The organism is Paenibacillus sp. FSL F4-0243 (assembly GCF_037963295.1).
Classification (GTDB): domain Bacteria; phylum Bacillota; class Bacilli; order Paenibacillales; family Paenibacillaceae; genus Paenibacillus_AQ.
The window spans coordinates 3128755-3148890 of record NZ_CP150151.1 but is presented as its reverse complement, the minus strand read 5'-3'; the positions used below and the strand labels follow the sequence as shown (position 1 = coordinate 3148890).

Annotated in this window: 17 protein-coding genes; 3 read left to right on the top strand and 14 right to left on the bottom strand. The window is 41.1% G+C overall.

Translation table 11 applies throughout. The annotated features are described in order from the left end of the window. Positions 1–295 precede the first annotated feature (295 nt). The gene (locus NSS87_RS13985; protein ID WP_042187880.1) at positions 296–1654 is read left to right on the top strand and encodes a PQQ-binding-like beta-propeller repeat protein; all 1359 of its coding nucleotides are present in this window, start codon (positions 296–298) and stop codon (positions 1652–1654) included. Between the two features lie 43 nt (positions 1655–1697). Here NSS87_RS13985 and NSS87_RS13980 read toward each other — a convergent pair whose 3' ends face one another. Together NSS87_RS13980 and NSS87_RS13975 are read right to left on the bottom strand one after the other, a co-directional pair. Further along, complete coding sequence (locus tag NSS87_RS13980; protein ID WP_042127399.1) at positions 1698–2201, bottom strand: ferritin; 504 nt, start codon at positions 2199–2201, stop codon at positions 1698–1700. Between the two features lie 96 nt (positions 2202–2297). Continuing rightward, on the bottom strand, positions 2298–2507 hold the full coding sequence (locus tag NSS87_RS13975; RefSeq protein ID WP_231573442.1) for a hypothetical protein: 210 nt from the start codon (positions 2505–2507) through the stop codon (positions 2298–2300). Positions 2508–2556: 49 nt separating this feature from the next. Between NSS87_RS13975 and nagZ the strand changes: the two genes are divergently transcribed. After that, a complete protein-coding gene (gene nagZ / locus NSS87_RS13970; RefSeq protein ID WP_339247855.1) occupies positions 2557–3627 on the top strand; it encodes a beta-N-acetylhexosaminidase in 1071 nt (356 codons plus the stop codon). 18 nt (positions 3628–3645) lie between these two features. On the opposite strand, the gene NSS87_RS13965 is transcribed toward nagZ, so the two are convergent. The 11 genes from NSS87_RS13965 to NSS87_RS13915 all read right to left on the bottom strand — a co-directional run bounded on the left by NSS87_RS13965 (position 3646) and on the right by NSS87_RS13915 (position 17876). Then, positions 3646–4734 (bottom strand): efflux RND transporter periplasmic adaptor subunit, encoded by a 1089-nt coding sequence (locus NSS87_RS13965; protein WP_042187874.1) that lies wholly within the window; start codon positions 4732–4734, stop codon positions 3646–3648. A 30-nt stretch (positions 4735–4764) separates the two neighbouring features. Beyond that, entirely contained in the window at positions 4765–6144 is a 1380-nt protein-coding gene (locus tag NSS87_RS13960; protein WP_042187872.1) for an ABC transporter permease, read from the bottom strand. Beyond that, the gene (locus tag NSS87_RS13955; protein WP_042187870.1) at positions 6134–6853 is read right to left on the bottom strand and encodes an ABC transporter ATP-binding protein; all 720 of its coding nucleotides are present in this window, start codon (positions 6851–6853) and stop codon (positions 6134–6136) included. Before NSS87_RS13955 ends, NSS87_RS13960 begins: the two co-directional genes overlap by 11 nt. 39 nt (positions 6854–6892) lie before the next feature. Continuing rightward, positions 6893–9478 (bottom strand): hypothetical protein, encoded by a 2586-nt coding sequence (locus NSS87_RS13950; RefSeq protein WP_339247851.1) that lies wholly within the window; start codon positions 9476–9478, stop codon positions 6893–6895. A gap of 136 nt (positions 9479–9614) precedes the next feature. Then, positions 9615–10949 (bottom strand): OadG family protein, encoded by a 1335-nt coding sequence (locus NSS87_RS13945; protein WP_339247848.1) that lies wholly within the window; start codon positions 10947–10949, stop codon positions 9615–9617. Next, positions 10946–12034 carry a DUF58 domain-containing protein gene (locus NSS87_RS13940; RefSeq protein ID WP_339247845.1) on the bottom strand — a complete coding sequence of 363 codons (1089 nt, stop codon included), beginning with the start codon at positions 12032–12034 and terminating at the stop codon, positions 10946–10948. Before NSS87_RS13940 ends, NSS87_RS13945 begins: the two co-directional genes overlap by 4 nt. Before the next feature lie 3 nt (positions 12035–12037). After that, complete coding sequence (locus NSS87_RS13935; protein ID WP_042187864.1) at positions 12038–13015, bottom strand: MoxR family ATPase; 978 nt, start codon at positions 13013–13015, stop codon at positions 12038–12040. A 139-nt stretch (positions 13016–13154) separates the two neighbouring features. Then, positions 13155–14243, bottom strand: a complete 1089-nt coding sequence (locus NSS87_RS13930; protein WP_339247842.1) for a GerAB/ArcD/ProY family transporter — start codon at positions 14241–14243, stop codon at positions 13155–13157. A 20-nt stretch (positions 14244–14263) separates the two neighbouring features. Continuing rightward, positions 14264–15418 carry a Ger(x)C family spore germination protein gene (locus NSS87_RS13925; protein ID WP_042187860.1) on the bottom strand — a complete coding sequence of 385 codons (1155 nt, stop codon included), beginning with the start codon at positions 15416–15418 and terminating at the stop codon, positions 14264–14266. Next, a complete protein-coding gene (locus NSS87_RS13920; RefSeq protein ID WP_339247839.1) occupies positions 15415–16857 on the bottom strand; it encodes a spore germination protein in 1443 nt (480 codons plus the stop codon). Before NSS87_RS13920 ends, NSS87_RS13925 begins: the two co-directional genes overlap by 4 nt. A gap of 158 nt (positions 16858–17015) precedes the next feature. Then, the gene (locus NSS87_RS13915) at positions 17016–17876 is read right to left on the bottom strand and encodes a DUF421 domain-containing protein (RefSeq protein WP_042187856.1); all 861 of its coding nucleotides are present in this window, start codon (positions 17874–17876) and stop codon (positions 17016–17018) included. A 208-nt stretch (positions 17877–18084) separates the two neighbouring features. On the opposite strand from NSS87_RS13915, the gene NSS87_RS13910 reads away from it, so the two are divergent. After that, positions 18085–18291, top strand: a complete 207-nt coding sequence (locus NSS87_RS13910) for a DUF1657 domain-containing protein (protein WP_036678243.1) — start codon at positions 18085–18087, stop codon at positions 18289–18291. Between the two features lie 85 nt (positions 18292–18376). On the opposite strand, the gene NSS87_RS13905 is transcribed toward NSS87_RS13910, so the two are convergent. Beyond that, complete coding sequence (locus NSS87_RS13905) at positions 18377–20128, bottom strand: sensor histidine kinase (protein ID WP_339247836.1); 1752 nt, start codon at positions 20126–20128, stop codon at positions 18377–18379. Positions 20129–20136: the final 8 nt, after the last annotated feature.

Genomic DNA, 20136 nt, shown 5'->3' with positions numbered 1-20136 from the left:
CCAAAGAATAGTATTGTTCTATACTACACTCCGAGATTCGGGTGGGTCTAGAGAAACAGTGTTGCTAAGAGGCGTAATAGTTCCCTCCGTCAAATAGAGTTGCTAGGTCATAACTGTTTTGCGGAGCGTAACATAGTTTGCCTTAGTTCAACTTTAAGTATTATATTTCTCGCTTAAACGCTTACCGTCCTTAAAAAAAGCCGTAGGCGCTTATGCTTGTTCTACAGAAGTAGTAACTTTTTGCCATTTATAATGTCTAATTATAGTAATAACTATTTTTGAGGAGCGTGAAACGATGATTCAGTCTTTGCACAAAACAATGATTAAAGTTTTAGCTGTTACATGCATTGCATCCCCAATAGCTTACAACGGATCGTTATCCGACATTTCCGCGGAACAAGCAGTTATAAGTACAAGCAATCCCTATTACAATGAAGTCAAAGCACCTATTCTTGTACCTGTATGGTCATCACCGCTTGCCATCTTAAAAGAAGATAGAATCACTGGGCAGAACGTTACAGCCCTTGCCGAGAATGGGAAAGTCTTTGCCTTGCAGCGGAATGAAAAACTAGTCGCATTGAATGCTACAACAGGTAAAAAAATGTGGGAATTCGGAAGTGCATTAGCCCCGTTGTTCACGTACAGTAATGGATTTATCTATGGTTTGACTAAGAGTGGCTCTCTGTATGCCGTTAATGAAGCAGGTAAAAAAGCGTGGTCAGCTTCATTATCACTACCTAAAGCCACCAGTATACAACGGTTAGGCTCCACCATCTATGTAACACAAGATAGTCAACTGGCCGCTGTCGATGCGGTCAGCGGGAAGATCAAATGGAAGGCTGCGGAGGAGAGCAATAACTTTACAGGCTTATCGGAACTTATGGAAACGGATGGGGTTGTTATTCGAAGTTATCTCTCACAGGGAGCATTAACAACTGGCGCACTTGCTGCTTATGACAGTCTGACAGGAAAAAAACTATGGGACCATACCCGTCAATGGTGGCCACTAGCAGTAAAGGACGGCCTCCTCTACTCCATTACCAATACGTTAATGATGGATGATGACGCTGTGAATCGTAATGTTAAAATTTCTGTATTCAACGTTAAAACGGGTGAACTTAAAGGAGAACGTTTATATAAATGGACAGATACCGAGAATAAAGATGGAGCATTCACATTTGGTGGTGTAAATGGGACCGCATTCTTGGATGGAAATGACTTCTATATTTTTCAGGGCAAAAAGCTTGTGAAATATGATTTTTGGAATTACTCAGCGGAAGGTAAGCCAGTTCAAACCTGGACTTCTATGGCAAAAGAGAAAGATTATCCTCTAAACCAAGTCCATCAGCAAAGAATGTTATATTCCAATTATGATACAGGTACGTTATCCGCACTCAAACTTGGAAATGGTCAGGCGGTAGTCCTCAATAATGGTGAGAATCCTGTAGTTCAGACGGATCTTTTTGGAAATGTGGTTTATAGCGGACAATCAGATGGCCTATTTCACGCTTATGACATGTTGACGTTGAAGCCTATTTTTACCGTGAAGACAGGATCTCGTAACTTTGCCCCTTCTCTTAAAACTGGAGGCATGCTGATCATCCGAACGGATAATAAGCTGCTGGCTATTAAACTGCCTTCATCAATTAAATAAAAAAAGCCTGATTTCTCAGGCTTCTGATCTTAAGTAACTTTACTTACTCAGCAGGAGCTGTAAAAGTACGTGCAGCAAATTCAGCATCCAGCATGTAGAAGGCGTTGCTATCTTTATCAATTCGTTTCAGTTTACTAATGATGTTGCTAAAGAGCGCTTCCTCTTCTACTTGCTCGTCAATAAACCATTTCAAGAAATAGATCGTTGCATGTTCACGCTCATCCAGCGCCAAGTCAGCTAAATGATAGAAGCGTTTCGTGTTTTGTTGCTCATGCGCGAATGCATGTTCAAAAGCATCCAGCATCGAAGAGTATTCGTTCTTTGGCTCTGGTAGAGCTTCAAGTGTCGCCCGATTATCGCGATCATTAAGGAACTTATAGATTTTCATGGCATGGAATCGTTCTTCTTCTGCTTGAATTAAGAAAAAGTTTGCGAATCCATCGAGACTTTCACCGGAACAATAGGCTGCCATAGCTAGATAAACATGAGCGGAATAAAACTCGAAATTCATCTGTTCATTAAGTGCGTTTACTAATCCATCTTTCATTTGACCGTCACCTCATAATTCAATTTTAATATGTAAAGATTTAAGTTCATCTTATCACCGTGTATCTAAGTCAGCAAGGATTCATCCTTCTGACATCTAAATAAGCAACGAAGGGACGACTATTCTAATGACAAGATTTACACGCAACATCCTTAAACCTACATCCTCTGCTAGCTTTTTAATGGCTTCTGCTATGGTATCTATGCTTCTGTTAACTAGCTGCTCCAATAGCAGTAACAGCTCCCAAGCTGCCGCTACAAATCCGCCGACTGCCGAATCCACATCTTCACCTGTTACGAGTTCCACAGCAGCTCCCTCCTCAGAGAGTGATCCAATTGCTGTTCAGGTTTCAAGTATGAGCCTTGAAGAGAAAATTGGACAAATGCTCCTTGTGGGCATCGACGGAACCGTTCTGGATGATCAAGCAAAAAGGATGATTGCCGAAGACAAAGTCGGTGGAATCATCCTTTATAAGAACAATATTCAAGATCTGAAGAGTATGGTTAGCCTTGTTAATTCCATGAAAGAGAGCAACAGCGGCAACCCTGCCCCTTTATTTATGAGTATCGATCAGGAGGGCGGAAAAGTCAGCCGGATGCCTAAGGAGTATGCTTCCTTCCCTTCTAATGGAAAGGTCGGTACCCGTAAGGATGCCAACGCTGCCGAAATGATGGGCAAGCTGCTCGCTAGAGAAGTATTGTCAGCAGGATTTAATATGAACTTCGCTCCCGTCCTTGATATCAATAGCAATCCAGATAATCCTGTAATTGGAGATCGTTCCTTCGGTAGCTCCGCTGAACTAGTCAGTACGCTAGGGATTGCCGAAATGAAAGGAATTGAGAGCGAAGGTGTTGTTCCTGTTGTCAAACATTTCCCTGGTCACGGAGATACTTCCGTCGACTCCCACCTTGAGCTGCCGATTGTGAATAAGACTGCTGAAGAACTCGCTAAATTAGAATGGCTCCCGTTTCAAGCTGCAATAAAAGAAGGAACCGATGCCGTAATGGTCGCTCATATTTTGTTCCCGAAACTTGATCCTGATAAACCCGCATCTTTATCAAGTAAAATCATTGGTGAGCTACTTCGCGGTGACATGAAATATCAAGGACTTGTAATCACAGATGACCTGACTATGGGTGCTATCATGAAGAATTATGACCTTACCACAGCAGCGGTAGATACTATAAATGCAGGCAGTGATATCTTACTTATCGCTCACGGTTATGATAATGAGAAACGGGTATTAGAATCGCTTCTGGACCATGTAAAAAAAGGTAAGATACAGGAATCACGGATTGATGAGAGCGTCTATCGGATTTTAGCATTGAAAGCTAAATATAATCTATCCGACGAGCCAATTCCGGTTCCTGACCTTACCGAGCTAAATAAAGATATTAAATCTTGGCGACTCACGATTGAGAAATAAGCTTAGGTCTATTTCAATCTATTGAAGCACAACAACATCTCCAACCTTTAACCCTGAGACGGCCTCTGTTTTGTCTGCCGTCTCCATGCCCACTTTGATATCTCTTCGTTCATATTCCCCATTGCCTTTATCCACCATCACGTAGGAGAGATCTCCTTCATGCATTACTGCGATGCTGGATACAACGATGGCATTTTCCTTGCGAACCGTCTCGATTTCTCCGCTCAAGCTTAGTCCACCAATTAAGCGCTCGTTAGGTTGCAGTGAGATTACCACTTCAAATTGTGGAACCGAAGTAGCAGTAGTATTTTGACCCGAAGCAGTCTTAGCAAATTTAGATACCTTAGTCACTTCTCCAGACAGCTTTAAATCTTTTAAAGCTGTCATTTTAACATCTACCTTCATTCCCGTCTTAATACGGAAGACATCTTGTTCACCTACAAGAGCTATGAATTCAAGCTTGTTCATATCTACAATTTTGCCGATGTATTGATTATCTGTTACCGTTTGCGGAATTTCACTCGCACTGTCAAATAGAAAAACACCTGTTGCAGGAGCATGGTAGAGGGCTGTATTTAGCTTAGCCTTCTTTTCTTTTAATTCACGAGCCTGTATTTCAGCATTTACTTGGTTAAGCTCATCCCCTATTCTTGCTGATTCTTGGGCTGTAAGTGCTTTTATACGTTCGGCTTCTGTTGCACCAAGGGCTGCATTCTCCTGGTCCTGCTGACTAACAAATTCATTTAATTCCGCTTCTAGCTGTGCCTTTCGAATGGTTGCCTCTTGTGTAGCAATTTCATTCTTTAAGGCTTCCTGATCGAGGGTAAACAGCAAATCCCCCTTCTTAACTTGCCCACCATTCTCAACCTTCCACTTGGTTACCTTTGAAGCATATGGTGCATATACAAGCGTTTCCTGCTCATAATGTGAATTCCCTTTGACCTGAACAGAGTTGGTGATGGTTTCCTGTGTCACTTCAAAAGTTATCGCCTGTGGTGGTTCAACAGGTTCTAGCTGTGCCTCAGGTTTATACATCTTGTTGTATACAAAATAACCCGCTGCAATAATAATCAATACCAATACAATCCACTTGATTCTCCTCTTCATCACTTCTGCTTCCTTTCAACTTAAAAATAGCTAATCCCGTTTTATCGCCGTGAGCGCATTCGTTCTGGACGCGCTTATCGCAGGATAAATTCCCGATAGTACGCCTGTCATTACCGCAAATGCGATCCCTATTGGAAGGGTCATCAGAGGAATAGTGATTACTAAGGGCTCACCCATCCCCATTCCTCCTGTGGAACCAATCAGCTTATTTATGCCAAACACAATCAAGTATGAAAAGCCTATACCGAGCAACCCACCAAGCATCCCGAGCAATGCCGCCTCTGTAATGAACATATTTCGGATTTGCCCCATATTGGCGCCTAGCACCTTCATAATACCGATCTGGCGACGACGCTGATGGGTGGACATGGTCATCGCAACGATGATCGAGATCGAAGCGATAATTAGAATAAATATACCAATACCAAGCGCTGCTTTCTTGAACATACTGAATGTAGAAGCCATCGCCTCTTTTTGATACAAATTCGTACTAGTATTTAGTGTAAGTTTCTGGATAAGCTTCTCCACTTGTACGATGTTGTCCGTACTGTCAACTTTTACAATGGCTGAGTTGTAAACATCCTTTTGCCCAGCAGTTCCATTCATTAGTTTCAGTTGTTCCACCAGACGCTCACCAGTCTCTAGCGAAACATAAATCTTCTTGTCGTACATCGCCATATCAGGGTTCCCAGTACTATCCAATATCCCAACAATTTGAATGGGTGAGCTGATTAGAGACTGTCCAGTTTGAGAAGCAGGGTCATATGATTGTAATTGAACCTGTTGTTTGAACATATCCGACGGAAGCATGCTTAAACTGTTGTACTGTTCCATTATTTTATTATTGTAAGGATCAGTACTCAGTTGTTCAAAAAGACGCTGCCGAGTCTCGACATCAATCAATCCTACAGTTGCTCCATAGTTTAGTACTGCCATGCCAACCGAATCAGAAGGACCACCCTGCTTAAATTTATGGTCATATTTCGTTAGTAGTCGAAGATCCGTTCCGATTAACTGTACGTCCGTAATTTTATTATCGATAGTAGTCATTTGTATGTAGCCAAGCTCTTGAAAAGGTGCTGCTGCGGTAACATGCCGCAGGCCTTGAACAATTTTCAGCTTCTGGCCCGTTAGCCTGCCGGGGTCGAGCTTTGCATCAGAGGCAGAGGCTCCTTTTCCTTCTCCGCCCCCTTGTGAAGGGATGCCGCTATTCGGAGTCACCGTAATTTCATCCATTTTGAAATTCCGGTTAATTTCCCGCTCCGTATAGCTTTGCGCGGAATCTCCTATACTTAAAGCAACAATAATAGCAGCACAGCCAATCGATATACCTGCCATACAAAGACCTGTGACAACTTTCCGTCGTTTGACTTGCTCCCAAGCCAAACGTGAAATATCACTAATCCTCAATGAGTTTACCCCCTTCGAGTTCTGTATCCGAAGAAGTTTGTTTCTCAGTAATCATATATCCGTCCTGAAGCGTGAAAATCCGTTGCATTTGTTCTGCTACTTTGAGCTCGTGTGTTACAACGATGAAGGTGGTCTTCATCTTCTTGTTCAGGTTAAGCAGGATATTGATAATTTCCTCTTCTGTCTTCGAGTCCAGATTTCCGGTCGGTTCATCTGCGAAAATAACGGACGGTTCTGTGATCAAGGAACGTGCAATACTGACCCGCTGCTGCTGTCCACCAGACAACTGTGAAGGGAACAGGTCGGCTTTATCCGGAATGCCGACCCCTTCCAGCAAGGCCAGAGCTTTTTGCTTACGTATTGATGGTGAAACGGATTGGAACACAAGCGGCAACTCAACATTTTCACGGACAGTCAAGCTAGTAATCAGTTCATAAGCTTGAAAGATAAACCCGATATGCTTCCTACGAAATTCAGATAGCTTGTTTTCGCTCATCTTCACAATATCTTGGTCAGCAATGTAAATGTGGCCTTCCGTAGGCTTCATCAGACCTGCCATCAGGTTGAGCATGGTTGACTTACCGGAACCCGAGCTCCCTAGTAATGCAACCATCTCCCCCTTTTTCACAGAAAAATCTATTTGATGAAGGACTGCCGTCGTTTCATTACCATTCTTAAAAGAATGCGTTACATTTTCCACTCGCAACATTGGAGCTGCTCCTTCTCGTACATTAATAGATATGAATTCCTACTTCTCAGTTACTGTTCTATCAATCTTTATGCTATATGCCTGGCTGGCCAGCTCGATCCGTTCTCCTTGGAACTCATCATACAGTGTGATTCTGTAGGCGCCACCTGACAAGTTTTTATACATATTATTGGTAAATGTTGCAGTATAGGAGTTGTAATTCCCTTCAAGAAGTTCAGTACCGATGTTCAAGCTTCGTTCCTGTGATAGACCATATGGATCTGTCATTTTGAGCACCAGCTTATGAGTGAAGGTTCCCATGTCATAGGTACTGTCACGAAGTAAGTTGTAATTCATTACGATATCTATAGTGGTACTACCTTGCATCGATCGCCCTTCCGAACTCAGAACAGACATCGTGTACGGATATAGCGCAACCTTCGTCAAGTTATTCTCCGGTGGAGTAGAAACTGGATTTAGACTCAATGAAGCAATGTTAATGAATCCTGTTGGTTCCTGACCAGGCTCAGACAGCTTATTCCCAGTAATTCCTGGACCTAGATACATACTTACGTCTGATGGAATAACGGATTTAGGCAATTTTGCCCAGTACGTTATTAATTGCTTACCACCAGGTGTAGCTGAAGTATCTGGCTGATTCACTGTAGCTTCGAATAGCTGGCCATCTCCTGTTTTAAAGTAACCCTGAAGGCGAGCCATTTTGCTTTGTCTTTTTTCCTCACTGCTAAGCAGTAGCTCTGTGTATACGATATTAGAATTGAGACCTTCATAAATAATTGTTTTGTTCTCTTGGACACTAGCGTTCTTGCCTTTACCGGTGATTGCATAACTTCCCCCACGTTCAATAGTCGCTACAGCATTCATCGTACTGTTCGTGCTAAGCGACAGGAACGAGCTCTTCTCTTCTTTTACCGTTGTAAAGAGGTTCACTTTTAATTTATCGAACTCTTGTGTGTAAGGGATTTTGGAAAATACATAGATTTCCGCATTTTTTCCTGGTGCAATCGTCGAGGTTTCCTTGTCCATAAACAGTTCTGTAGAGGAAGACACATCGTCATTGTCTACTTGCACAGATCCTTTTAATTCTGGAAGTGTTAATGCCACCGATTGCGAATTCTTAATATTTATTCTAGCAACAACGATGTCATCATCTTTCCAAGGAAAGCGCTGTAAAGACAGCAAGTTATAAGTGAAAGAACCATATTCATTGGATGCACTATACTCCACGCCTTTTTGAATCTCAGGTCGTAATGTATAGGAAATTGTGTAGTAAGCAACAGGTACTGTCAGCTTGGCTGTATTGCCCGTACTTACATTATTCCCTTCAGATCCTGTTCCCTCGCCTGTACTGCTCGTATCTGGATTAGCTGGAGCTGAAACAGCCTCTATCATTTGCAATTGCAGCGAACTCTGCTCAACCTCAAGCGGAATTTGTGCGGTAAGTGGAATGATTTTTTCTTCCAAAGGTTTTATGGTTAAGCCGCTCAATCCCTTCGCATTGATCGGAAAGGTTGTCTCTGTTGAAGATTTGACGGCAAGCTCATACGTTGGCAACGTAACGGCCGTCTTCCCAACATTTTTCACTCGAAGCTGGAAGGTCCAAATCCCTTTATTATTCTCAGCGTATACGTTTGCGTTGTTTAACTGAGTTTCTATCGGATTATTATTAATGGTGATTTTCTTGGTCACACCTTTACCTACCACCAAATTAGGTGTTGTAGCTGCCGGTAGCTTGTACGAGGATTTAGCGATCTCAAGCTTCAGTGCTTCATCTTTTTGCGTAAATTGCAGCTTCATATTATCCGTCTTCATATAAGGAGGAATCTCGGCAAGATAATAGATAGTCTTCTTCTCCTGCGGCTGAATCTTGTAACTAATCTGAGAACGATCAAGTGCTAATTCATACGAACTGCCACCTGCAGAAAGTAAATAAGCCGCATAACCAGGATCACTGAGTACCTTACTGCCCTTATTGGTCAGGCTTATACCCACCTTGGCATAAACTTTCCCATTATATTTATAGAGCTCTAAGGACTCACTTTTGGCGATGACAGGAATGTCATTCATTGTGGTGCTAACATTTTTTCCATTTACAGCAGTTGGGGAATAATTAGCTGGTACAGTAAAACTTCCTGCATGCTTTAAATAACCTTTGGTTTTGGAATCCCATACATACATGGGAATCTTAATCCCTTTTAACGAATTGGTCTTGCCTATGTTGACGTAATATGTAACCCGAAAGCTTTCTTTAGCACCAATCTTCTTCTTAGTCGCGTCAGCGCTCAGTGGGTTACCCGGAATAACAGAACCCCCTGGCGTCGTCACTCTCGAAAAATAATACATTAGGTTTGCGTTTTTACTGCTCCCATTTGAATAATTCAGGGTATAGGTTAAAATATTTCCGCCGGGTTGTGACCAAATATTGACATCTTCTAATGTAGCTTTGATATTTGCTCCTAATGAAATGGAACCCAGATTACTAGGGGGTGTTACTGTCGCCGCAGCTACAGCTGGATTGGTACGAACAGCATTAGCGGATGCCGCTGAAGCGGTATGACCAGTCAGTTGACTGATGACAAAGGTACTTAATAGTAAAACAACATATGTACTGCTATGCTTTCTCATTTACTTCCCTCCACGAGTATTTTGCTAGAATTATTATAGTGGTAAGTACAAAACCAATTGTATCCATGTTGTAACACTTTTGAAGCGTTTGTAACCTATTTGTTCCTATTTGCATGAATTTGAAGAATATTCTATTCTATAATTTCAATTCATCTTTCAATGCAGCCACATCATTAGCAGAAGGATTTTCTTCTCCATATCTAACTTTTTCATATAATTCAATCAATGAATTCGACGTATTAACCGTATGTTCTTCGCCCTTATGTTTAACCTTGTTAAGAGCAGTCCATTTAATAATATCGTCTTCTGTTTCCTTCGGCGTAAGATAACTCTTAACTTCATAACCATGATCGTGCTTCAAATGAAGCCAACGCCGATATAACCAGCGAACACGCTCCGTTTCACTATTCATCTGCTCCCAGCGGTCTTTTCGATGTCTTGGCGTAAGGCGAGTACTCCAGAAATCCTTTAGACCTTGAAGCGTTTGCTCCCATGTAAATACACTTTTTTCCTCATCAAGATAAGTTGTATTGTCCTTTGGCGTATGTTCCCTGCGCAGCATGGATAGCAAGGCATCCATGGCTCTCTTTAATTTCCCACCGGCATTTCTATACAACCACCGAAATCCATAATAAGCTGCAACGCCCAATAACACAGCTCCAGCAACATATAAAGCAACATCTAATATAGCAGCTAGTAGACCAGGCTCTTCATCTCCAACAAAAGGTAGTTCAGGACTCGCTTGAGGCTGTTCTACTGGCGGGGGTAGCGGCTCACTTGACCCAGAGAATAAATTACTAATCCATCCAAAGAACGAGCGTACCATATTCCATAGCAGTGTCCCTATAGCTTTTCCGACTCCTGCCGCTAATACGGCCGCAACAATTCCTATTCCAATGACATAAATACGGTTATTCCTTTGTAATCCTTTTGGCAAAGCTTTGCCCTCTTGAGAAAGCGAACTATACTGTAAATAGCTACTATTAGAAATAAATAGTGTGAGCAATAGACACAAACTACCGCACCAGGTCAGTAGTGTAACACTTCCCTCCAAATCGGGAATTCTACCAAATGCAATGGTCGCAACAAAATAGATTACAATACCTATCCAGTACTTCTTACTGGACTGATCTCGAGAGTCAGCAGTCATTCCGAGAAAAGCGCATATAAAACCTGCGACACCTAAAGGCAGACTCTCGATAGACAGACTTCCTGCTGACAAAGCCCCAACCACCGTCCCAAGGATTAGAGCAGCCAGCAGTTGCTTCCATCTAACACTACACTGTTTTCGTAGCAGAATACCTACTAATGATATTAGTGGTATGGCAGTCAGCCACATAGGTTCAACTTGCTTGGGCAGTACATAAACCTGAAACAGAATCCATACAGGTAAAACTAATAATAGTTCTAAGATAGAGTATATCCAGAGTTTGACCGTATTCCATACGTAACCAGATAACGGAAGTTTCATGCGCTCTCTCCTCCCTGTTCCGGAATATCCAGCCATTCTATACCATTGCCCAACACCAATAGGAGGTCAGCAGCCTCTTGTAATTCTGCTCCTCTATGACAGCTAATGATCAGAAAGTCTGTATCACTTATTCCGCTCTCGGCCTGCAGGGCTAGCAATCGACTCATAGGAAGCGTTCTGTCTAGCTCCAGCTTTGCTAACAGCTCTAGCAAGTCTTCCAGCTCAGCCATAGGTTTTGCTTCAACAGGATCTCTTTCGCCCCCGTTATCCAATCTGCCGTTACAGATAAATCCCGTCTCAATTCCATGGCGCATGGCGTATTCGGCGATAGTGGCTGCATATCTTATCCCTTGCTCGATACGTTCCACATCCGTTACCGCTCTCCACATGGAATCACTGTCCTCTATATTCAAGCAAATGACGAGTCTAGAATCCGCAGTGTAGTCTTTCTTATGTACCTGCATAGTCCCTGTGCGCGCTGTAGCCTTCCAGTTTATAAGTCCCATAGAATCTCCTGAGCTATACTCGCGAATACCTGCAGTCAGGAAAGGATCTTCTACGATCCATCTTTTCACTGGAAGTTCACCCAGCCAGCTATGTATCGGTAGCGGAAGATCGTCTAGATTCAGCAAATTAGGATAGACTAATAACTCTAATTTGAGAGGATACGTTTTATTTTTCCGGATCAATCCAAAGGGATCTCCAGTGGTCATGGTGACTGACTCCAAACGGTATATCCCACGCCGTTCGCAAGTTACTTGATGACGCCGTTTAATATGACGGTAAGATTTAAGAAAGAACAAGCTGATATGATTCTGGTAGATTTCACCCGTGCTAATACCGAGATTATCTTGACTTCCAAATTCCAAGCCTCTTGCAATACTAGATTCCAGTCGAAGCCATGGTAATGGCAGAAGTTTCGCATTAACGATCTCCTCGATCATCTCAAGGTTATCCCCTTCATAAGCGACCTTCGTTGAAAAATACCGAGTATAACTAAGCGCTTTCAGACCATTCCGTTCATAGATAACGGCAAGAAGGAACAGGAGAGCTATTGTAATGAAAATGAACCAAGGCAAAGCCATAGCTCATTCCACCTTTCCGCCTCTTAAGGATGCAACGAGTTCTGTCGGCACCTCTACCTCACGAAGCACTTGTAACACAATTTCCGCGGCCTGTCCCTCTTTTGAACCCAATCCACGATGAAGAAGTAGACGATGGGCAAGCACTGGAACAGCTACGGCTTTAATATCATCTGGTGTAACGAAAGATCTGCCTTGGATTAGAGCATATCCTTGAGATGATCTGAGTAATGCTCCACTCGCACGTGGACTCGCCCCTAGTTTTACTGCCGCAGATTTGCGAGTAGCTTCCGTAATCCGAACGATATAGGCTAGCAAATCATCACTTATACTCACGGAAGCAGCCAAACGCTGCGCAGCTTGTATATCTTGAGCGGCAGCCACAGCAAAAGTCTCTTCAAGTGGATTATTCTCACGGAAACGCTGCAAAATATGAATCCCTTCGTCAAATGAAGGATACCCCGTAGTAATCCGCATTAGAAATCTATCTAATTGAGCTTCAGGCAACGGAAAAGTGCCTTGGTTATCAATCGGATTCTGAGTAGCAATAACGAGAAAAGGTGCTTCTAGGCCATGAGTCACACCATCGATCGTGATTTGCCGCTCCTCCATACATTCCAGCAGACTGGATTGAGTTCTTGGTGTAGCACGGTTAATTTCATCAGCCAACAAAATATTCGCAAATACTGGACCTGGTCTAAACTGAAATTCACCTGACTTTTGATTATAAAAATTAATGCCGCTTAAATCAGAAGGCAGCAAGTCTGGTGTAAATTGAATACGTTTAAATGTACAATCTAAAGACTTTGCAAGGACTTTGGCTAACAAGGTTTTACCTGTACCCGGAACATCCTCCAGTAGAACATGACCATTGGCAAGTAATGCGGTTAATAGCAGGTCTACTCCATCTTCTTTACCTACAATGACTTTAGCTAGATTGGTTCTAATAGATTTGATGAGTTCAGTAACTTCTTGAAGATTCATGTAAATACACCATCCAATCTGAGGAAATTATTGTAATAAGTCCTTTAATCATAACAGAAAGTGTACCCAATATATAATTCACAAGAAAAGGCCCTGCCTATTAAAAAGGCAGAACCTAAATTTCCCCTCCTGTTTTCATTTACTTCGCAGTTTTATACCGATATCGAAAGAAAGCCGTGATGGCATAATAGATCGGTATGCTTTCAACGATTAGCCAAATGACAACAATAGCATAACTATTATAGTGTTTATAATAACTGCCTATGTGTCGTGAATATAAAAAAGCTATCGTTATTGAAGCTATTGTTAAAAAGGGAATGTACATTTTTCTAGCTTTTGTATTAAACAAGCCGGATACACATCTAGAGGCTACATAGATAAGAAAAGAGCTGTGAATGAACATAGAAGACGACCATATTCCAATTAAGAGCGGATCCGAATTACCTAGCAGATTATCTTGTTTGGCGCTGCGCACCAATTCAAGGAAAGGATATTGCAGTTCCTGACCCAAATGTGGACCAAAACTCATCATCGTCAGTGACCAACCAATTAAGACAGTTACTAAGACAAATATCCCCGTAAGAACTAATCTTTTCAGCATCTTCGCTTCAAGCTTCAGATCGGGCACAACAAACAAGAGGACAATCCATTCCCCAAACCATGACATGACTACAATAGAGTCCTTCAGGGCAATCCCGGGATCATGATAATGAATGAAGGCTGGCAGCATATTGAAGTCCGCATTTGGGAGAAATAAATTAAATAAAATGATCATCGTGATGAAAAAAATAAGAAAAAGTCCATCCGCCATATACGCAATCGTTGTAAAGCCTAAACTTGCAGTATACATAATCACTAGCCCAATCACACATTGAATAAACAGAGGTGGAGTTCCCCTCAAATAATTAGAACCAAAGAATAGCACAAAGTTCTCAATATCAAAGGATGCATAATAAACACACCAGCATAAAAGCATAAGAAGCATGAACTTGTGTGGCCATTTACCTATGATATCTTTTCCAAAGCTAACCCACGCTTGATTTGGCCGCAGCATACCGACGTGAAAAGTAAACCACAATAATATTAACCCTAATAAAGATCCCACTATTAAACCAATCCAACCTTGATAGGATGAAGTAGCAATTAGAGTCGGAATCAAAAAAATAGTGGTTTGGGAGCTGAAGAAAATAATAAAAAAACGGAACAGCTGCCATTTCGATGTTTGCATAACTTCTCCCTCTAAACGTCTTATTTTGCTGTTCCAAAATCCACAATGCTAAAATCTGTCTTCACTTTAATATCAGCCTCTTGAGCATAATAATTATCCCACCGCTCTCTAAGCTGTTTCCATTGCTTTGGATCGTTCCATTCCAGTAACAATCCGAGTTGCAGAACATCGGCACCTGCTTTTTGGGTATTACGAATAGCTTCGTTAAGATTATCAGAGACTTTCTCTTTAAGCTTCGCAATGATAATTTGGCCGAGTTCCTCTGCATCCCTATTCTTAGGATCCCTTAAATAAATTACACTAGCTTTCCCCTTTAAATTCACTGTGAACACAGGACCCTTATCCGTTTTATTTAACTTCTTTGATGATTTTGTGCTTACAAATACAACACTTGCGGCGCTTTTTCCCTCATCCCAATCGACGGAGTAAACTGCCAGCTTAAGACTGCCTGCCGCCCAAGCTAATGCCCTTCCCTCTTTAAGCTTAAGAACTCCTTTCATCTTATCTTTTTGAAACAGCATTGCCCCTTGGATTCCTGCCCAGAATTCCGGTTTTCCATCTTTAGATGTTTCTTCTTTTTTACCAAATGAAAGATTGTTTATAGCAAATCCAACACCGGATGCCTCTGCATACAGGCAATCCTTAATCGTAGTAGAAAACAAATATCTCTCTGATCCAAAGTTCCTTAGTACATCCGAGGGTATTTGCTCGTAAATAGGTGTTAAAGTATTCATCTCTTTTGCACTTCCCGGACTAGCCATAACAAAAGCACCCAGAGGAAGACTTGGTTCTCTTTCAATCCATAGTAGTAGTTCGCTGATTCCTTGTTCAGCAAAGGTCTTCCCTAAGACAATTACTTTTAATTGAGCAAGACTAAGCTGACGTGTTAAGTCTTTTTGTATTAACAGCATGGCATCTGCAATTGTTTCTGCGGTCTTAGAGACGGTAGAATAAGTATTACCGTCTCCTCCACCGCCATTTGAAGGTTGTCCAGCTGCGTTAAGACGATTGGGCAAGGGTGAGTTAATCGTAATTTCAACAGTATTTGGTTCTTTGCCTTCATCGATAAACATTCCATATACAAATGTTAGTTCATCCAATTCAACCTTCGACGACCAACAACCTGTTATATTTAGGAGCAGGATTACAATCACTCCTATCTTCAGGATTCTCATTTCTCTTTCTGTCTCCTTTTATTCCTATCAGTATAGAGATTGCTGCGTTTCGTCATAAAGTTCGAGGGAAAACGAGCTAATGTATCCTTCCAGTCCCGTAACACAAGTGGGGCAACGGGTTGCAAATATGGAGCACCTAACGGTCTTAAATTAGCTAAATGACCGTAAATCAAAAAAGCTGTAATATATACCCCGAGCAGCCCCATTGTTCCACCCATAACGAGTAACGGGAAACGAAGTAGCCGGAAAGTCAGACCTAGCTCATAATGAGGAATGATGTAGGTGGCAATTCCAGTAATAGAAACAACAATAACCATTGGAGCAGATACAATTCCTGCTTGGACCGCAGCCTGACCAATAACGATACCCCCAATAATTGAAACCGTCTGTCCTACAGGTTTCGGAATTCTAGTCCCGGCTTCTCTAAGCGCTTCAAAGGTAAGCTCCATAATTAAAGCCTCGGTAAGCGCTGAGAAAGGAATGTTCTCTCTCGCAGAAGCAATTGTAATTAACAGATTTGGTGGAATGATTTGAGGATGAAAGGTTGTAATCGCTACATAAAGTGATGGAAGAATCATGGATATGATTGAGAACAGAAATCTAACAACACGAATCCAGCTTGCTGCATAAAAGCTTTGGTAATAATCCTCAGAGGATTGCAGCATGGTGAAAAAAGATGTCGGAGCGAGCATTGCAGTAGGTGTGCCATCTTGTAAGATTCCGATTCGGCCTTCCATTAAAGAAGCAGCCACCGAATCAGGACGTTCTGTATATTGAAATAACGGAAATGGCGTGAGATTACCATCCCTTAAATATTCTGATATATAACTAATCCCTAGTATCCCGTCGATATCTATTTCATTTAGTTTCTGTTTTATCTCTTCAAGAACTTCTTTTTTGTAAAGTCCTTCAATGTAGACCACATACACATCAGTTTTTGTATATTTACCAATCGAATAATGAATGGTTTTTAGATCCGGATGTTTAATTTTATGTCGAATCAAAGAGAGATTCGTTTCAATATCTTCAATGAAAGCCTCTTGGGGACCAATCACAACAAGTTCGTTTTGTGATTCAGTCACTGATCTTTTTTGATATTGGGTAATTTCAAAATAATAAACATAAGGAAGATCCTCTATACAAAGCACTACTTTACCAGCAACGATCATATCTACGATCTTCTGTAAGTCAAATGCCTTGAGATATTGGATAGGAAAAACAATTCCTTGATCTAACCGTTCTAAAAAATTCGCCCATTCGAGCTTTGCTTCTGCTTCTGTTTTTAGCGGTAAAGCAATACTTTCATGAAGTGTCTTAGAATCGATGATGGAAGGGATATAGATCAAAAGACATGTGTGCCCATGAACAGAAATGGACTGATACACCGCATCACTGCATCCCTCTAGTTTATCTTTAATGGTTTCTAGAATTCCTGACATAGGCTGTATACCTCCTTGGTTGTGACTTGCGAATCTGGCTTAGTTTGCCAATTGTTTACGAGGTTTATACTTCGTACTCCATTCAGCTGTATACGAAAAAAAGAACCGATGTGAAAAATCGGTTCTTTCTTGCTTTTGGGTATGAGCTTTGTAGAACATCAACTTTGGATTAAAGGCTTTAGTACTTTCAAAGATGCTTGCAATTGCTCTGAGCATTGTTCGTACATTTTTTTAGCTTTTTCATTTTCTGTCGACAAACTGAACATTTCCAGATCCGCTTCACATTTTTTTAGCAAAGCATATAATTGTGGTTTATCTTGTGGCTGTGGAACTTTAAAGTTGTCGGCATACAAATCGACTGTCAGCTCTCCATAAGAATCAACTTGAGCGAGAAATACATTCTCGACGGTTAGCCCCATTTTCTCTAGCGCTCCATCAAGCCAGCTGCGAGTCAGATTTAAGGTATCTAACGGTTTATCTAATACTTTCCCATCCATAATGACGGCTTGTGACTCTTTCTGTGGGGCAACCTTCACACCCAGGTCTTTTGCCGATAGAGGGAGATACTCCTTCTTAAGCAGAACATTAATCGCTCCATCAGACTCCATAATCGCAAATTCCACTTCAGATATATTGAATACATCCTTTTTACGTAGCTCTTCCAATAATTCATCTGTTGTTAAACGTTCCTTTTTCATATGATCTTCAAGTATTTTCCCGTCTTTTATAAGAACGGTGGACTTAAAGTCAATGAAGTCTCTTGCTTTTTTACTCTTCATCTGAAGCCATTCAATTCCTAAAGAACAAGCGACCCATACAATCAGTGCAATGAGTCCTAAATGCCAATACTTATCCGTATCCAAAGAAATATAGGCGGCTAAGCTGCCGACGGTTATCCCCGTAATATACTCGAAGAACGAAAGCTGCGATACTTGTCTCTTCCCCAGTAATTTAGTTAAAAAGAAAAGCACAACCACAGCAAAGAGTGTTCGTACTACAACCTCCAACCACTCCGGCATCACAATTTTCCTCCTTTTTTAAATCAACACTTGTTTATTAACACTCATTATTTGTCAAAAAAGGTCCATTCAATCCTGAATTAGACTACTTATTTATGGAAATCGGTTAACATGTAAAGCTTCTATTTTTTTCCTGCATAACTAAAGTAACGGTTGAGGACAATAGAAAACGTCATGCTAGAAACTTAAAACAGAGGAGAGAAACCTAATGACAGTAGCCTCACAAGTTAAAACATGTTTATCTTCTTTAAAAGGCGCTCAAGCGAGCTTGGAGCAATTTGCACTTGAAACACAAAACGAAAGTGCAAAAACTTTATTCACAAATGCAGCTGAGCAAACGCAACAAATCGTTACACAGGTTGAAAATCGGGTAACCGAATTAGAGTCAGAAGAACCTCAATACAAAGGTTTCTAACGATCACTTGAACAATCAAAGGGGTCATTAAGCTAGCGATAACTAGCTTAATGACCCCTTCTCTACATCATCACTGCAATACCGCTTACTTTCTTTTTTTGGCAGGAATCAGGATCTGAACTGATGTTCCAATTCCCACACGACTAAAAATACTTACGCCATACTCAGGTCCATATTGCAGCTTAATCCGTTGATCCACATTACGGACGCCATAACCTGTATTTGTGTGTCCCTTCGAATCGAAAATTTGATCAATACGCTCTTGTCTGATGCCAATACCATCGTCAATAATACGGAAAAGAATATTATCGCCTTCCTTACGTCCTACAATCCGTAAATGAATGTGATCGCCGCACCAAGCATGCTTCAGGACGTTCTCGATAAAGGGTTGTAGAATCAGTTTAATGGTCTCATAAGGCCAGATCTCAGTATCAAAATCAAACAGAACCTCTAAGCGGTCACCGTATTTAATTTTCTGGATTTCTAAATAGGCGTTTGCTTGCTCAATTTCAGTTGGAACCGGGATCATCGTACGGCCCTCATTAAGCGTTAAGCGGTAAAACTTCGCTAATTCCATCACCATCTTCTGCAGCTTCTCATTTTGACCAAACTTGGCTAATTGAATAATAGACGACAAAGTATTGTACAGAAAATGTGGGTTGATTTGCGATTGTAGGATTTCAAGCTCCGCTTCCTTCTTCTGGAGCTGCGTCAGATATACCTCTTTAATCAACATATCAATATTCTCACCCATATCATTCAGTGCGGTTGCTATCTGAGAGAATTCATCCTTCCCTCGATATTTAATACGCTTGTGAAGATCACCTTCCCGATAGGCATTAAGCACATAGACGAACTTATTAATCCGAATCGAAAAATAACGGGATATAAATATACCTACAAAGCTAAAAACCACACAGCATATGAGACACATTAAAATAATAAACAAACGTACCTTCATTGCATCCTTTTCAAGGATTGTAATCGGAACAAGCGCGATTAATTGCCATGCTTGGTTAGCAACCATAATCGTTTCTTTAATCGTCAGGTAATCCTTATTAAGCTCGGCTTCATTATTAGTATAGTTCTCCGGTAATTCACCCGATTGATACATCGTTCTTCCAAACTCATTCTTTATAATTAAATTACTTCCTTTTCCTATCTTCGTATAATTGACACTGTCAAATAGATCTGGAATCCTTACATTAATCCTTAGGAATCCTATCTCTTTAGGCTTAAGAGGCTCGTATGTATCAATTAGTCTACGGAGCAACGAGATGCGATTATTCTCTACATCACTCTCGATCTGCCACCATTTCATAGTTTCAGCGTATTTTTCAGTTGGAAAATCATAATACCAGGACTTACCTTCAATCCGTTTCATGTGGTAGAGATGATAAAAGCTACTATTATCCAAATAGCCCTCAAGTGAATTCGAATAGATCTCAGGGATCGATTCATTCTTTAAGAATAGCGACATCCCTATCTTCACACCAGTAGATTGAATAGCTACGTCAAGCTTTGGCAGCACCTTCTTAGACATCCGATCGTAATTTTCCCAGCCTTCCTCATAACTCCGAAGATTCCGATAAAAATCAAAATCACTGTATAATTGCGTTGATATTCGAGTAACTTCGTCCATTTTATAATCAATATTGTCACGAATCTGCAATAACGTTCCTTTAATATTCGTATTGATATGTTCGCGTAATGAATCATTATACATGGAATGAGAGACGAACCCTATCAAGGATATAGGAATAATTATAAAAAACATATACGTCAGCATTAACTTATACCCAATCGGCACATACTTATGTCTTCTTCGTAATTTCATAGAACATC

Coding starts and splice junctions, on each gene's coding strand:
- NSS87_RS13985 (WP_042187880.1), top strand. CDS start 296: ATGATTCAGTCTTTGCACAAAACAATGATTAAAGTTTTAGCTGTTACA.
- NSS87_RS13980 (WP_042127399.1), bottom strand. CDS start 2,201: ATGAAAGATGGATTAGTAAACGCACTTAATGAACAGATGAATTTCGAG.
- nagZ (WP_339247855.1), top strand. CDS start 2,557: ATGAGCCTTGAAGAGAAAATTGGACAAATGCTCCTTGTGGGCATCGAC.
- NSS87_RS13965 (WP_042187874.1), bottom strand. CDS start 4,734: ATGAAGAGGAGAATCAAGTGGATTGTATTGGTATTGATTATTATTGCA.
- NSS87_RS13955 (WP_042187870.1), bottom strand. CDS start 6,853: ATGTTGCGAGTGGAAAATGTAACGCATTCTTTTAAGAATGGTAATGAA.
- NSS87_RS13950 (WP_339247851.1), bottom strand. CDS start 9,478: ATGAGAAAGCATAGCAGTACATATGTTGTTTTACTATTAAGTACCTTT.
- NSS87_RS13945 (WP_339247848.1), bottom strand. CDS start 10,949: ATGAAACTTCCGTTATCTGGTTACGTATGGAATACGGTCAAACTCTGG.
- NSS87_RS13940 (WP_339247845.1), bottom strand. CDS start 12,034: ATGGCTTTGCCTTGGTTCATTTTCATTACAATAGCTCTCCTGTTCCTT.
- NSS87_RS13935 (WP_042187864.1), bottom strand. CDS start 13,015: ATGAATCTTCAAGAAGTTACTGAACTCATCAAATCTATTAGAACCAAT.
- NSS87_RS13930 (WP_339247842.1), bottom strand. CDS start 14,243: ATGCAAACATCGAAATGGCAGCTGTTCCGTTTTTTTATTATTTTCTTC.
- NSS87_RS13925 (WP_042187860.1), bottom strand. CDS start 15,418: ATGAGAATCCTGAAGATAGGAGTGATTGTAATCCTGCTCCTAAATATA.
- NSS87_RS13920 (WP_339247839.1), bottom strand. CDS start 16,857: ATGTCAGGAATTCTAGAAACCATTAAAGATAAACTAGAGGGATGCAGT.
- NSS87_RS13915 (WP_042187856.1), bottom strand. CDS start 17,876: ATGCCGGAGTGGTTGGAGGTTGTAGTACGAACACTCTTTGCTGTGGTT.
- NSS87_RS13910 (WP_036678243.1), top strand. CDS start 18,085: ATGACAGTAGCCTCACAAGTTAAAACATGTTTATCTTCTTTAAAAGGC.
- NSS87_RS13905 (WP_339247836.1), bottom strand. CDS start 20,128: ATGAAATTACGAAGAAGACATAAGTATGTGCCGATTGGGTATAAGTTA.